General features: G+C 32.0%; 15 protein-coding genes. 5 read left to right on the top strand and 10 right to left on the bottom strand.

Annotated elements, in window-relative coordinates:
- Positions 1-16: 16 nt before the first annotated feature.
- The 7 genes from NG806_RS02175 to NG806_RS02145 all read right to left on the bottom strand — a co-directional run bounded on the left by NG806_RS02175 (position 17) and on the right by NG806_RS02145 (position 5,645).
- Complete coding sequence (locus NG806_RS02175) at positions 17-652, bottom strand: DUF4142 domain-containing protein (RefSeq protein WP_261511790.1); 636 nt, start codon at positions 650-652, stop codon at positions 17-19.
- A gap of 797 nt (positions 653-1,449) precedes the next feature.
- The gene (locus NG806_RS02170; RefSeq protein WP_214826157.1) at positions 1,450-1,737 is read right to left on the bottom strand and encodes a helix-turn-helix domain-containing protein; all 288 of its coding nucleotides are present in this window, start codon (positions 1,735-1,737) and stop codon (positions 1,450-1,452) included.
- Between the two features lie 160 nt (positions 1,738-1,897).
- On the bottom strand, positions 1,898-2,728 hold the full coding sequence (locus tag NG806_RS02165; protein ID WP_261511789.1) for an RteC domain-containing protein: 831 nt from the start codon (positions 2,726-2,728) through the stop codon (positions 1,898-1,900).
- 156 nt (positions 2,729-2,884) lie between these two features.
- A complete protein-coding gene (locus NG806_RS02160) occupies positions 2,885-3,574 on the bottom strand; it encodes a type 1 glutamine amidotransferase domain-containing protein (RefSeq protein WP_261511788.1) in 690 nt (229 codons plus the stop codon).
- 508 nt (positions 3,575-4,082) lie between these two features.
- A complete protein-coding gene (locus NG806_RS02155) occupies positions 4,083-4,403 on the bottom strand; it encodes a helix-turn-helix domain-containing protein (protein ID WP_261511787.1) in 321 nt (106 codons plus the stop codon).
- Positions 4,404-4,412: 9 nt separating this feature from the next.
- Positions 4,413-4,721 carry a hypothetical protein gene (locus NG806_RS02150; RefSeq protein ID WP_315941749.1) on the bottom strand — a complete coding sequence of 103 codons (309 nt, stop codon included), beginning with the start codon at positions 4,719-4,721 and terminating at the stop codon, positions 4,413-4,415.
- Positions 4,722-4,970: 249 nt separating this feature from the next.
- Positions 4,971-5,645: a hypothetical protein gene (locus NG806_RS02145; RefSeq protein ID WP_261511785.1), complete on the bottom strand. Its 675-nt coding sequence runs from the start codon at positions 5,643-5,645 to the stop codon at positions 4,971-4,973.
- A gap of 607 nt (positions 5,646-6,252) precedes the next feature.
- Here NG806_RS02145 and NG806_RS02140 point away from each other — a divergent pair.
- Positions 6,253-7,788: a tetratricopeptide repeat protein gene (locus NG806_RS02140; protein WP_261511784.1), complete on the top strand. Its 1,536-nt coding sequence runs from the start codon at positions 6,253-6,255 to the stop codon at positions 7,786-7,788.
- A 121-nt stretch (positions 7,789-7,909) separates the two neighbouring features.
- Here NG806_RS02140 and NG806_RS02135 read toward each other — a convergent pair whose 3' ends face one another.
- Together NG806_RS02135 and NG806_RS02130 are read right to left on the bottom strand one after the other, a co-directional pair.
- Entirely contained in the window at positions 7,910-8,764 is an 855-nt protein-coding gene (locus NG806_RS02135; protein ID WP_261511783.1) for a hypothetical protein, read from the bottom strand.
- 859 nt (positions 8,765-9,623) lie between these two features.
- Positions 9,624-10,517 (bottom strand): C1 family peptidase, encoded by an 894-nt coding sequence (locus NG806_RS02130; RefSeq protein WP_261511782.1) that lies wholly within the window; start codon positions 10,515-10,517, stop codon positions 9,624-9,626.
- 418 nt (positions 10,518-10,935) lie between these two features.
- On the opposite strand from NG806_RS02130, the gene NG806_RS02125 reads away from it, so the two are divergent.
- Positions 10,936-11,574, top strand: a complete 639-nt coding sequence (locus tag NG806_RS02125; RefSeq protein ID WP_261511781.1) for a hypothetical protein — start codon at positions 10,936-10,938, stop codon at positions 11,572-11,574.
- A complete protein-coding gene (locus NG806_RS02120; RefSeq protein WP_261511780.1) occupies positions 11,546-12,373 on the top strand; it encodes a helix-turn-helix transcriptional regulator in 828 nt (275 codons plus the stop codon). Before NG806_RS02125 ends, NG806_RS02120 begins: the two co-directional genes overlap by 29 nt.
- A 386-nt stretch (positions 12,374-12,759) precedes the next feature.
- On the opposite strand, the gene NG806_RS02115 is transcribed toward NG806_RS02120, so the two are convergent.
- Entirely contained in the window at positions 12,760-14,472 is a 1,713-nt protein-coding gene (locus NG806_RS02115) for a helix-turn-helix domain-containing protein (protein ID WP_261511779.1), read from the bottom strand.
- Positions 14,473-14,755: 283 nt separating this feature from the next.
- On the opposite strand from NG806_RS02115, the gene NG806_RS02110 reads away from it, so the two are divergent.
- Together NG806_RS02110 and NG806_RS02105 are read left to right on the top strand one after the other, a co-directional pair.
- The gene (locus tag NG806_RS02110) at positions 14,756-14,962 is read left to right on the top strand and encodes a hypothetical protein (RefSeq protein WP_261511778.1); all 207 of its coding nucleotides are present in this window, start codon (positions 14,756-14,758) and stop codon (positions 14,960-14,962) included.
- A 4-nt stretch (positions 14,963-14,966) separates the two neighbouring features.
- Positions 14,967-15,143: a hypothetical protein gene (locus NG806_RS02105; RefSeq protein ID WP_261511777.1), complete on the top strand. Its 177-nt coding sequence runs from the start codon at positions 14,967-14,969 to the stop codon at positions 15,141-15,143.
- The last annotated feature ends 9 nt before the right edge of the window (positions 15,144-15,152 follow it).

Genomic DNA, 15,152 nt, shown 5'->3' with positions numbered 1-15,152 from the left:
GCCTCTTAGTACTATATTATTTTTTCACCGCTGCCTTTGCCTTTTCAGACTCCATTAAATGGTGCTCCAAAGTGGGCAGGGTTTTGCTCGCAAATGATTTCAAGGAAGCCTCTTTTCCGTCAGAAGATTCTTTTTTGAATTCTGCTATATCTTTTTTATGATCCTCAACCATAAGATCACCATACGCTTGATCAAATTCAACTCCCTTTTTTGCTTTTAGATCATCATATAACTTCTGTTTTTCAGTATCCAATGCGGTAGGCAGGTTGTACCCTTTTGCTGATGCCCATTTTTTGAGTTCCTCATTGACACTCCTGTGATCTTTGACCATCATTTCTCCCAACGATTTAATACTTTTATTAGATGCATTAGTAGATGCAAGCTCTCCCATCATAACTTCCATCAGCCCGCCCCTTGCTGCTCCATCTGCAAATTTCTTGTCCTGGTCACTTAGAGAATTTGCTGCACTGTTAGCACTCGATACTGCAGTAGAATCACTACTTATTAATGCAGAATCCCCGTCAGTTTTTGCAGAATCAACAGGAAATGCAGTAGCAGTACTGTCTGTGGAATAGTTATCAGTTTTTGTTTCTTGTTTTTTGCATGCCACTATTGCAACGGTTGCTAAAAGGGCTAAGATTGAATTTTTCATAATATAATGTAAATGGTTTAATGTAAAATTGAGATCAGGATAAAATACACAAAGGCATATTAAATTAATATTAATGAGCCTTGTTACATCAGCTTTCAAAAACAGTCCCTATTTTAAATCTTTAGACTGTACAATTAGTTCGATTTAAAATTATCCATTTGTTTTCCATAACTTTTATGATCCCAATCATAAAAAAACACAAACGTCTTTTCTACATTTGGAATATAAACTTTGCCCAACATTTTTCATTAGTTTATTAGTCTATCGCTTCCCATTCCTGGGAAGCTTTATTTGAAGAACTTTTTAGACATTATACATTTTACAGTTCCAGGAGCCTTTCGATTTTGAAAGGCTCCTTATTATATTCGGAGTTCTATGTGACTCACCATCTTTAGATGCCATAGGTTTCAGATAATGACCTAAAAATATCAATCAATATGACTATAATCATAAAAGCATTAAAAACACCATTATTAAATTTGAACCGAAAAATTTGTCCACATTATTTCATCTGATTATTAATTTATTTGCTTCCTTTTCAAGGAAGCTTTTGTTTGAAAATTCTTATAATTCTTATTATTATCTCCAGGAGTCTTTCACGATTGAAAGGCTCTTTTATTATTATAAATAATAATGCGATACAGAGGTACTGTTTACCTGATTTGTAACATTATGTTAAAACAGACGAAATTCATCACGGTTCAACCACATTGATACAAACATACCAGTAGTTAATAACATGGATATTTCGGAATGATTATATAAGCACTCCCGTTACAAGGACGATCCTATAAATTTTAGTATGATTTACTAAAACTATCTCTAATCAATTGATGCACATCAGAAAGCTTGTAATATAACTTTCCACTTATCGTATAATATGGTAATTTTTTATCCGATCGGTAACGCTGTAGTGATCTGGAACTAATTTTCAATAGCTGTAAAACATCCTGGTTGTCGAGCAGCTGTTCGCCATCAATACTGTTTAAATCGTTTTTATTTTCTTTTATTTTCTCACTGAGCAGATCAAACCTTGTCATAATCCTCTCCATCCATGCAATAAATTCTATTTTATCAATATTCATGATATTTGGTTTTTAATAACTCTGACAAAGTTTAAAAAACACCGTGAAACTTTTTCGGTAGCTCATCGGTAGTACCGAACGATTATTACAGATTTTCTTTTAATGTTAAATTAAAAAGGCAACTTATAAGACCATAAAAAAATAATGAAAATCCATCCCCTCACTCTTCAATGAATGCTTTATTAAGGTTCTCTGTAAGAAGCTGTAAAAATTTGGTCGTGTTATATTTTCTGCTCTTAATTTCGCCAACAGTCTTGTAGAAATTTCCTAAATCAATATCAAATGCTTTTTCAGCCCATCTTACCATTTCACTAAAGTCGATATTCCCACCGTTAAGGCATTGGGTTAAGTGCAGCGCATACATCAGTTCTATTAATGAAACCTTAGAAGAGGTCCAGGATATATTGAATTTCTTATCAGCGAGAGGGGGATTGCTGATACCATTAATAGCTTCCAAAAGGTAAGTATCTAACATTTCATAGCCCAGTAATACCGAGACTTTATGATCATGAGAAGTCGTAAAATCTTCATCAAAATCGTAAAGACTTGTGGGCAGATTCATTTTCAGATCAAATGATTTTCTTGTAAAATATTTATGATCCAAATATGTAGCGTTTCTGCGATAGTAGTTATAAAGCTCACTGTTTTCAGCGTAGTATAATTTTAACCTGTGAAGTTCGCCTGTATAATACTTCTTAAGAACTTTTTCACTCCCTGAGGGTTTCAGGCTCTCGATTCTTATTTGATTGGAGTAGAAAATATACCTGGAGATAAAAAATGGCTTTACATCTTTAAAAAAGTATACCTCATCGGCAATACTCTCAAATGTAGTACCTTTAACCAACTTTTTAACACTCCTGATGGCATCATCAATTTTCAAAAGAGCCATCTCTCCGGAACTGATAAGATCGCTCGTATTTTCTGGAATCAATTCCAGTTCCTTCTCTAAATCTTCCTGTAGTTTTGCAATTTTTCTAAAAAATGTTTTCATTGCCATGTCCTTTTTCTAGAAAATTACAAAGATTTGAATTTATGGAACTCAAAGACAATATCTATAAAATGTCAAATTCTAACCTTAAATTTCAGCTTGCCTATTTACTTTCTCCCATATTCTCAAAAGCTTCATTCTCGTCCGACGCAGATTATACTATTGTTTATCAAGCTCTTTAATAACTATTTTCGCCATTTCTTTGGAACTGAATGGATTTTGTCCGGTAATTAGATTTCCGTCCACCACAACATTTGAAGTCATCGGAATAAAAGCTTTCTTAAGATCTGCACCCCGTTCCTTGATCGCTGCTTCAAGATTAAATGGAACCTCTCGCTTTCTTCTGGCAATACTTTCTTCAAACCAGTCAAAACCGGTAATGGATTTTCCTTTTATCAAATATTCACCATTAGAAATCTTGATATTAAGCAAGCCTCCTACACCATGACAAATGGCGGCGACTTTTTTTCCTTTTTCATAATGATTTTTAATAATGAATTGTATAGTTGGGTCATCCGGAAAATCATACATTGTACCGTGCCCACCAGTTAAATAGACCAAATCATATTCTTTTTGAATAACATCGGATAATGGGTGGCTATTTCCAAGCAATTCCCTAAAGCTCTTATCGGTCCAATATTTTTCAGAGATCTTATCGAGTGTGAATCTTTTAAGGCTTTCCGGATCAACAGGAACGCTTCCACCTTTTGGGCTGGCAATTGTAATCTTATAGCCTTTTTCTTTGGCAGCATGATAGATATGTGTCAATTCACTTAGCCATAAACCAGTCTCTAATCTACCGCTGGCGTACATTCCTGTATTGGTTACAATAATTAAGATTTTTAGCATGGTCTTATTTTCATTAAGTACAGCAAAGTTCATGACAAATAGCTAAATATGAGTAGCTGAATCAGGAAAAATTGTAACATAATCTCTGTATCAAAAGAAAATTTATATATTATCAGCTGAAGGATGTTCTGAATTCTAATGATAAACCTATATACGATAACGGTCACAATACTTCTGTAAGAGATCCAGATTTGATACCAAAAGATCCTGGTTGAAGGAGTCCATATTCGCATCTATTTCCTATTCAACATTACTGATAATATCCGTGACGGATTTTTCTTCTTTTTCCGAAAGATGCAATACCTCGTTTGTTATATAAAAAAAGTAACCATAATCTTCAATGCCAGATGCGAAAGTATATTTCTTGAAAAAATACGGGTGTATAACCATGGCGTACTTCAATGGTATAATTGAAGTGTTTTTTGTTGGAATTCAAAAGCTCTAAAATGTATGTAATATGTAAATCACCTAAGCAGTGGTTAAAAACTGTATTTTTAAAGTAAGTATATTATTCATATTTTTTCTTCCACTTGGCAATGCTATTTCTACTAATTTTAAAATGCAAAGCAATCTCTGAATTTGTCATATTGTGTTTTCTTTGATATTCAAGAATATCTACAATAGCTTCATAACTGTAAGCACGAAGTCTTTGGTTAACAAGTGAAGTTTCTCTGTCTTTTTGACCAAAAATTATCACATTAAGTGATATGATATCTAATGTCGAAAGTGTTTTTTTCCTTAGAATTCCACTACATTCAGCTAGTTTATCAGGATACTCTGAGTTTAAGATATCCTCATAAATTCTTTTATGATCAGGATATTTCTTCATAAATCATAGTTAAATTTTCGATTCCGAATGCTTAATAAGCCATTTATACAAAGTCGTTTTAGGTATATTATATTCTTCTATGATCTGCTTTTTCGTTTTTTGTTCTGTTGCCATCAGATTTAGAATGAATTCTATAATTTCCTTTGTGTAGATGTTTTTCCTAAAAGATGGAAGTTTAGAAGTGGACTTATTATAATTAATAGATGCAGGAGGTGAATACATGATCAAGTGCTGGGAATATATCCTAAAGAAGTCATATTCCAATAATTTACACCACTTAAGAAGAATGTCTACAGAAATACTTTCTTCCTTAAACATACATTTAATATCGTGTTCAGTGCATTTAAAAAAAAGACAGGCTCTGTCAATTTTTATTTTCTTTTCTTGAAATTTTATCTGAATAAGATTACCTATGTGTATATATTTAAAATTCATCTACAAAAAGTTTTATATGCAGGCATTATTATAGCACCTTATACAGGACAGGGACATCCTGTATAGACGCCATTTGATTCATTTGTGTTTTAGAATCGTTAAAAGAAAAAAATTGAGAAAACACTAAGAATCCTAGGATCCGTAGTAAACAATACTGAGTGAGCCTGATGAGACTCTGAATGTTCTTGTATAATCTGCTTTTATAATTATTTGATCTCCCACACCATAAAATCCGGTATAGTTTGTTGTATGGCCTACAAATGTCGATCCGTCACCATGCCCGGTTAATGTTAAAGAAGCAACACTTGTATTCTTAAATATTTGTGATTGAGCGCTACCGCCTCCGTTTGTCAGTACTATATAATTATAGCTCGTGATTGAGTAATATCCTGCTTTGTTTACCGTAAAAATACCATTATTATAAGTAAGATTATCTGCATTTATTTTATTTATCGTAAATGGTATGGTATAAAAAACATTTGCGTTCTCTAAAGATGAATCTCCTATTATTGTCCCGATAGCTGCCATGCTTGGAATATTTAATGCAGCTCCGTCTTTCAGATTACCATTGGAATCAGTTCCCAAAAAGCTGTAACTTTTATAGTTTTCAAGACGTACAACCCCGGTATCTGATACACTTACCAATTCCTTATTGGTATTATCATTAATTTCCAATGCTTTTGTTGCATTTGTATTTCCTTTACTTACAACATCTAATGACGCACTAGGCGTTGTGTTGTTGATACCAACCTGCGAATACGCAGTAACTGAGATAAGTAAAATCAGAGGTAAAAATATTTTTTTCATTTTATTATATTTTCGCAACACACTGACTATCATTCTGATTATCAAATATATTGCATATTAATACCCCAAAAATATATCATTATCCCAAACACAAGAAAAAAAAATATATTACACAGATATGACAATTAAATAAACTGCTTCCAATCACATAATCAGTTAATAGTTTTTGCTTGTTTAAAAAGAAAAGAAGCTATACATGCTCCTAAATATTGATTCCTAAAAATTAAATGAATTTCTCCTATTAAAATTTCTGAAAAATTTGAACATGTAATACCTATGTCATATGTCCCTTATAGTTTTAAGTCACCCAAATTCTTAATATTGCTTTCAATAAGTGGGATTTACTATTACGTATTGTAACAACGGAGGAAATGATTAATCCTAATCACTAAAGATAAATGTATAAAACCTATTAACCCATTTTATAATTATATGCTTTTATTAAAATATTCCCTAGCTTTATATACGTCATCAATTGAATAAATTCATATTGCTGACATCCCACTTATCAATGTATTGGATTCATAATTTATCAATAAAAAAATTCAATCAGAAAAGATATATACAATCAGTTATTAGCCAAAACATTTTTTATAATCCGTAAACTATGATGAAAATTTTCTTCTTTTTATTTCCTGTTTGTCTGTTTGCCCAGGAAAAGATCACGCCCCAATATATTGATTCAAAAATTACGGAAGTAAATGCCTTATCACTTACAGGAAAACATGATTTATATTTAAAAGGGAATGAGGATATTTTAGAAAAATCTAAACAAATCCATTACTCAAAAGGAATTACGTTAAGCTATTTAAATCTTTCCAATATTTCCATTTTTGAAGGGAACTATAAAAAAAGTTTGGAATATTTAAATCAGGCAAAAACGGAGAAGTATACTAAAGACGATGTTTATACAGAGATGAAAATAAAACATCTTATCAGTTATAATTATATTGCAATAGGTCTTTATACAGATGCCGTTGCAGAGCTTAAAGAAGTGGCTGAATTATCAGATAAGATCACTGTTGATTCAATAAGAATATACAATAAAGCATCTATATTCATTGATCTCGGTGTAACGTACAGGGCCAAAGGACAATTTGATTCAGCCACCCTAAGTGTTAGGAAAGCAATTAACATATTACCGCACCATAGAAGCCCAAAAATGCAAAATATGTCAGATTTGGCCCATTTAGCATTGGTGGAAGTTAAAATTGATGAAAATAAAATTGACTCTGCAGATATATATTTAAGCGAAGTAGAAGCACAATCTAAAAAGTTAACTTTAGTCAGTAATGCAAAAACGTATCAACTAAGGGGTATAATCTGTGAAAGGAGAAAAGACTATGCCTCAGCCATTAGTTTTTATAAAAAAGCATTGGAACTGACTAAAGAGACAAAAAACATTCATGTAATATCGGATTTAAATCGGTCATTATCTCAGGTATATCTGAAAATCAACGATAAAGAATCATACAGAAAAGTTTATAAGAAACTTACCTCCATAAAAGACAGCTTAAATACCAGTTCTGAGCATTCAACGGAAAATATTGTAAAAGAATTAGTGACAAAAAAAGAAGAAAAACTAAAATCCAAGAGTGATTTCTTAGTTAATATTATTATTGTAGTGATCCTATTGATAATCGTTATTTCTGTATATATTTTTAAAAGAGCCCGCACAGAACAAAAAGTTTTAAATGAAAAAAATCAAGAAGTAAAATTATTAAATAAAAAACTTAATATTGATTTTGAGGAAGTAGTACGGCTGGCTAAAAACAATGATCCGGAATTTCTTAACCGATTTCAGGAAGCTTATCCTGATTTTTTTCCAAAACTTTTAAAAATAGAACCCAAGATGCTTGTCAGTGAATTACGGTTTTGCGCCTTGTTATTTCTCAATTTTTCAAGTAAGGATATTGCTCAATATACCCTTTTACAACCGCAGTCCGTACAAACAAAAAAGAACAGATTAAGGAAGAAATTAAGAATCCCATCAAATATTGACATTTATATTTGGATGAAGGATATTAATTTCAGCGATCAATTAACCGGTTCACTAAACCGGTCCAGAATGTACAGTTACACAAAATACTATTCTCTTATTAAAAAACTCAAAACTATTATTAAAGTAAAAAAACAGAAATAAATAAGTAAAATTAAGATTATAAAGTCATACCTATCTTAACTAAACCATGGGGTTATGAACTAAAAACAGGTGTTAATTATTCACACCTGTTTAATATTAAAATTAAATAAATACAATGGTATCAGAGTTTGGTTATTGACAAAGTATAGGTAGGGGCACCATATGAGCTCCCAAATGAAATAGTATTGAGGCTAGAGCCCTGCAATGCTGTTGATCCACCACCACTTTGCATGGTTCTATAAAATTTAATCCTAAGTAAGTCATCAGTATTTAATGTTCTGATTATGGTAGGTATTGTAAATGAGTAATTTCTTACAGCGCCTACCGCCAATCTGGGAAAAATAGGTCTTCCCCCAGATACTGATTGCCAAACCGTGCCTCCGTTTGTAGAAATATCAATATTTATTGCCATGTAAGCGTACCCATCACCATCATTTACAAAATTCAATTGTGGAGTCACAGACGCTGAAATCATATAAACTCCTCCTTTGCTTATCTTGACCAGTCCATTTGCCGGAACAGTTACTCCAATATTATTTAGGGAACTATCGTTCAATGTTACAGGAACAGTCTGCTCATCCCCATTATTATAACTTACTGCAGGATAATTAAACGTATTCTTTGATGTAAAAAATGCTATTTGTGATTCAATAACATTTGACTTTCCCAAAACCCCATTTTCATCCACATATAAAGGAGAATGGGTTTCTGTTAAAAATTCGGTATTTCTTATTCTTACTTTCCCATCAACATCCAGTTTTTGAGTAGGTGCCGTAATTCCCGCACCTATTTTACCATCAGCTGTTACCACGAAATCATCTGTTTGCTGCTGAACTGTTGGGCTCCCTGTTGCCGGATTATTTTTTAGTCCATCAATATGGAAGACTTGTTGTGGGTTTATTGTATTAATGCCCACCTGGGAAAATACTGCACCAGAAAATAGTACAGAAATACAAATACTTGTTCTTTTTTTCATAAAATTTTTATTATTTGCGTTATAGAGATTGAATCATCGTAGATTATTCCGTATTTCGAATTATATTGAACCACTTATCATAATGACTAATATGGGGATCAACTCATGTATAATGTTGTTCTAATTAGCTATATGAATATAAAATATTAATAAAAGAAGCCAATTATGTATTGCATGATGCAATGATACCATTTAAATAACCTGTGTATAGTACAATGGGCTATTACAAGGCTATTACATAATTTCAAACAACTACATTTCAGTCACTTAAATAACAACTACCCTTGTTTCCAATAACCCTATTTTAAAGCAACAACTTGAAAAATTAACTTATCATTTATCCACACTGCATTGGTTACCGAATTCATTATATGCTAAACAAATAGAGAGTATTATAAAATTTATTCAAATGATAATAGCATTTTTGGAAAGTATCAGCCAGCTATCGTCTTTAATTATATTCAGACAATAAAAATGACCGAGAAAATCCCGGCCATTAAAATAATATAAACTTTTATTGAAAATGATCACAATTGGAATACATAAGGTGATGGATCCCGTTTTATGACTAATTTCTATCTACAATGATACGCCCTAATAATCCATCTATTTAATAATAGGCTATTACATAGCTATTACAAAATTTCAAACAATTGATATTCATTGAATTTAAAAACTTATTCATCTTGTGTTCCTGATAAGATCAGGCAATTCTAAAAAAATATTTCTAGTAAAAAGAATAAACTTATGATACTTCTAAGTTATTGGCATCTAGTAAAAATGACCGGAACTTCCGGTCATTAATAAATAGTAATTTTTATAACAAATTATAACTGTAAATACATCCTACGGCAGGCTATTACTCTACATAGGCCACATAGCTCTCACTTATAGCTCTTGCTGCAGTATTAAATCTGGATTTTGCAAAAAATGAATAATCAATCCAAAAATAACCATTTGATCCCCAACCTGCACCCCAGGAGTTCTGAACTTTAAATGCTTGCTTGTTATCATCATATCCTATTACACAAACAGCATGGCCTCCATCCACCCGGCCAGAGCGTTTTTTCCAAATCCATCCCGTATTTCCAATATTCCAAAAAGCCTGGTCTACAGGAATGCCAATAATAATAGGAAGATTCATGCTTAATAGGGTTTTCACATTGGCAATATTAGTATTATCTACTGTTGCCCAGCTTGTAAATTTATGGGTACTTGCAGCATTTTTCTGAGATGCGCTTGGCTGCACTGAGCAGTTCGTATCGTTATATGGCATCTCAGTAATGCTACAAACACCTTGGTTTTTAATGAGATTCAATGCATCGCTTATATAAGAGCCATCATTACATGATCCAATTTTAATTTGATTGTACACATATTCTGGGCTTCTGGCCTGAGATATTCCTTTAAAATTATATTCAAGTGAACTTGTTGCTGCGTAAGCTGTCGCCCAACCTACGCAAGAACCTTCACCACCTTGATTTCCTATAGCTGAACTTGCAATAGTATAAGATGCCGGAATCAATGCAGCAACAGATGCTGAATTCTTACCTTTAAATTTAAGGCTTAAATATTCCATGTCTGCCGTTTTAAATGTTTTATAAACATTTTCATCTACAAATCTTGCACCCAACTTAAAACTCTTTTTATCCTCCTGTGAAGGAGCTGCCGAATTCAGGTTTTCCTCTGATCTTTCACATGCTGCGAAAGTAAGTAGCCCTAAGGCTGCAATAATGATTTTAAAATTTTTCATGAATAAATATTTTATGTTATTAAAATTGTGATTCCATAAAATCTGGTTGTGGTTTTTAATTATTCTTTTTATTATTAATTATCACAATCAGTTATCGATCACTCTGCAATTATACATTCTAAACAAATAAACCATACAGTCAGATGCTATTACACATATATTACAAAAAATCAAACACCTGAAAATCAACCAAATAAATACCATTCATATAAAAAGTAATCTGCATAAATCAGCCAGCAATAAACAATAATTTTATATTTTTAAGCCGTCTTTTGACACCGTTTTGACTTTAATCTCCCTATAAAATGAATTGATAATAACGAAATCATTTACCAATACATTAAAGCAATTCGCGATTATCTATATTTTAACTAGTTTTATTAATTAATACATTTTACACATTAAAAATAATTTATAAATGATAAGAATTTTATTTCTTTTATTTTCTTCCCTACTATTTGCTCAGCAAAAAATAACACCCCAATATATAGACTCAGAAATTACAAAGGCTGATAATTTCTTCAAAAATGGGAAAACCAATGAATGTATTAAAGCAAATATTATCATATTAAATAACTCTAATAAAATAGAATATTCGAAAGGTATTGTTGCAAGCTGTATAAACCTGGCAACCCGATATTTTTTTGCAGGAAACCATTCTAAAAGTTTATTTTACTTAAAACTGGCCGAAAAAGAAAGATATACTCAAAATAGTATCTCTAATCAAATCACTATTTTAACCCTTCACAGCTATAATTATATGAATATTGGGTTATACAAAGAAGCTATTAATGAATTTGAGGAAATAATTACGTTATCTGATCAGATGACCGATGATAAGGCAAAAATAAAATCAAAATCAGAAGCATATTATAATATGGGTCTGATATATAGACGGAATAATAAATGTGATTCTGCAGCATTATACACCGATAAAGCCATTCATATTTTGCAATCACAAAAAAAACTAAATTCAGAATTGAAAAACAATTTAGTATGGTTTTTATTAGAATCAATAGAATTAAAGATTGACGAAAAAAAAAATAGATTCTGCTGAAATAGACCTTAAGCTTCTGGAAAACCAACCGGAAAAATTAGTAGGTAAAAAGATTTTTAAATTATACCAGGTAAGAGGCCTTATTCATTGTAACAAAAAAGAATATGATCTGGCAATTAAAAATTATGAAACAGCAATTGCCCTTACCAAAAAGATTCAAAACAATTTTGCCTTAGAGTACCTATACAAACTAATAATTGAAGCGTATGAAAAAAAAGGAGATAAAAAGCTGACTGAGGAATATATTCAAAAACGTAAGTTTCTAAGTGATAACTTACGAAAGATTAGAGAAAATTCGACTGAATCCACAGTAAAAGAATTAGTTAAACACAAAGAAAAAAAAGCAAAATCTAAAATTCAATATTTGATGTATTACATCTGTGCCGGGATTCTGATTGTGATAGTTCTTCTTTTATTTATCACAATAAAAATTCGTAAGGAACGGAAAAAAATCATGCAAAAAGAAAAAGAAACCAACATACTAAGTAAAAAACTTAATCTCGCTTTTGATGAGGTAGTACAGCTTGCAAAAAATAATGATTCCGAATTTCTCACCCGATTTGTTGAAGTCTATCCAGACTTTTTCCCTGCATTACAACAGATAGAACCTCAGATGCAAAATAGTGAATTAAAATTCTGTGCCTTATTATTTCTCAATTTTTCATCTAAAGATATTGCCACATATACTTTTGTACAACCTCAATCCATACAAACCAGAAAGAATAGATTAAGGAAAAAATTAAATATACCATCTAATGAGGATATAAATATTTGGATGAAGAATATTAATAAAAAATAAATTCATTCCATTAAAATCATTTTAATGGAATTTTTGTATTCAATACAGGGTAGATTACCCTGTATTGATACATTTGATCCATTTGTGCGTTTAGAATCATAAAAATAATTTGTCATTTACTGCCTGGAACGTAAATAAATACTACATACTATTTTACCAGCTTTAAATAACTTTTATAATATTACACGAATGAAAATTGTATTGTAAATAATTTCCTATTACACATATATGACACTAACTTATAATACTGATAATCAAATATTAAATAATTGGCACCCATCTCAATATTTGAAAATAAATAATGTTTACTATGGCATTTTTTGATTCGGAAAAGTTTTATATATAGATAAATAGCCCTTCCTTCAGAAAATGACACAGACTCATATTTACAGACCTTCCAGTTCTTCCTTCCTTTTCCGGATAAAGTCTTTAGGCCTTATTCCGTTGATTTCATAAAAGAGATCTGAGAAATTCTGCCTAGAGGAAATGCCACATTCTTCGGCCAGTGCTTCAATGGTATAATTGAGGTATTTTTTATTGGAATTCAGAAGCTCTGTAATGTATGCAATGCGTAAGTCACCTAAGTATCGGTTAAAATTGACTTTTTTATTTTCGTTAATGTATGTTGACAGATAGTAAGTGTTTGTACCAAGCTGTGAGGCCAATTTACTTTGTGTAAGCCCTTTTTTGATAAAGCCATTGCCTGTTTCAAACTTTGAAAGTTTAGTAGATAATTCCTCTCTCTGCTCCAAACTCAGTATACTTTTTTTTTCTTCATCCACTGTTTCACTTTGCCTATTCTCTGAATTTTTAATCATTTTCAGACTTGGAGAGCTTAGCTTTTGCTGGAGTTCTGCGTATTTTTTTTGAATCCTTCGTTCCCTGTAATAACGGACTATAAACAGGCATAAAAAGAATGCTGTAAGTATGATAAAAACAACCGTTGAGATCAATCTCCCCATACTCTTTTTCTCCAGCTCTTCCTTCTTATCACTAAGTATTCTTGTATCATATTCTTTATGAATTTTCGCAGACAAATAAGTGAAGTCTTTGCTGATGACACTATCTACCCTGAGCAGCTGCTTGGTATAATACAATTCTTTTTCCAGACTTTTTCCCTTCCTGCTACTGTTAATCAGCTCTTCATAGCTCCCCCTCACTTCCGGCAATATAAAATGATGGGTATTGAAAATCGAATCGACTTTTGTAAAATATCGCAGACTTTTTGTTTCATCCGTACTTCTATAACTTTTACCTAAATAGTAATAGACGACAGACGCCCAGGCAAAATCCTGTGCATTGATGATGGGATCCAAAGACTGATTAAGATCAGATATTGCAGACCTGTAATTTTTGTGATTATATTCCATTAAACCTTTACACTTAAAGAAGTACCCACGCTCAAGAGCAAAATCATCCATATCATAGGTCTTTGAAAGTGCTATATTGACCAGACTGTCGGAAGTTTTAAATTGCTTGAGATTTCTGTAACAAACCATCATTTGGTGTAGGGTATTGTAATACCCTCTTGTATTATTATACAATTCATTAGGATGCAGTCTCTCCCTGGATTTTTTTTCAAAAAAAAGATGACAGTCGGTAAACAGCTCCAAAGCTTCATGATAATACCCCAGGTAGCTTTTAACCACACCCAGATGGTATTTTACTTTGTGTTTAAGATAATCGTCCCTGGTATTTTTTGCATAATGATAGGCTTTAAGATATTCATCCAGAGCCAGTTCAAACTTCTTGAAATTAAAGTAATAAATAATCCCCTTACCCAGATATGCCGTACTTATCAAATCATTGTTTTCTGATTTCAATGATGCTAAAATAGTACTGTCAGCATATAGCATCTTATTTTTTTCCAGGGGAGAAAAAAGCACGGCATCCTTATACCCCTGAACCAGCCGGGAGTAATTCTTTTCCTTTTTTGCTTTTTCAATATATCGCCGTACCGATGGCAAAGCGCTGGAATTATTCTTTTGAAGGTTTTCATACCGCCTTCTAATATCCATATAATTTTCATCCGTAGTCTGCGGAAAAAAATCAACAAAAGAGAAGAGAATAATGAAGGAAAGTAATCTAGTGATTGTCATACAGAAATATTATAAACCAGACCTACCAAATTTAAACATTTTATATCAAAACGAAGTGAAATAGGAATCCGATTCAGAAATTCCAGCCAAACATTAAAAATAGATGAACAATAAAGAATTATTACAAAAATATTCTTGTCATGATTTAAAAATTGGGACGTCTTAATTTTTAAACACCTTCACTGATGAGTTTTTTCTTATGACAATCAGGGATAATTTTGGAATACGAATTCAGACAAACCCGGCCGGGATTGCTTTTTTAAACCATTAAATAAAATGAATCATGAAAAAGTATATTCCACTTATTATCAGCATCTTGTTATTTATAGCAACACACAGCTGTCGTCAGGGAGACGATACTGAAGAAAATCAACAACAAAATCTAAAGCTGAATAGAACTTCTAAAAAAGACACTTCTAAGGCTGATTCTATTATAACAGAAAAAGACCCGCCCGTAAAAGATGGACAGGATTGGAAGATCATAGACTGAAACGATGAAAACGATTCCCTATATATCAACCATTATCCGCCCCACTGGTTCACCATGTCCTGCCAGTGGTATTTGGGAGAGTATGGGGAATTTTAAGACCACTTGTCCTATTGCAAAAGGCACCAGAATGCCTGACTACTGCGGCAAAAAAGTCAACTGGAAACTCATTCAGATCGGATAAACCAACCAC

Source organism: Chryseobacterium paludis (assembly GCF_025403485.1).
GTDB classification, from domain to species: domain Bacteria; phylum Bacteroidota; class Bacteroidia; order Flavobacteriales; family Weeksellaceae; genus Chryseobacterium; species Chryseobacterium paludis.
Note: the sequence above shows the minus strand (reverse complement) of the source record. Positions and strands in the feature narration are given on the sequence as shown.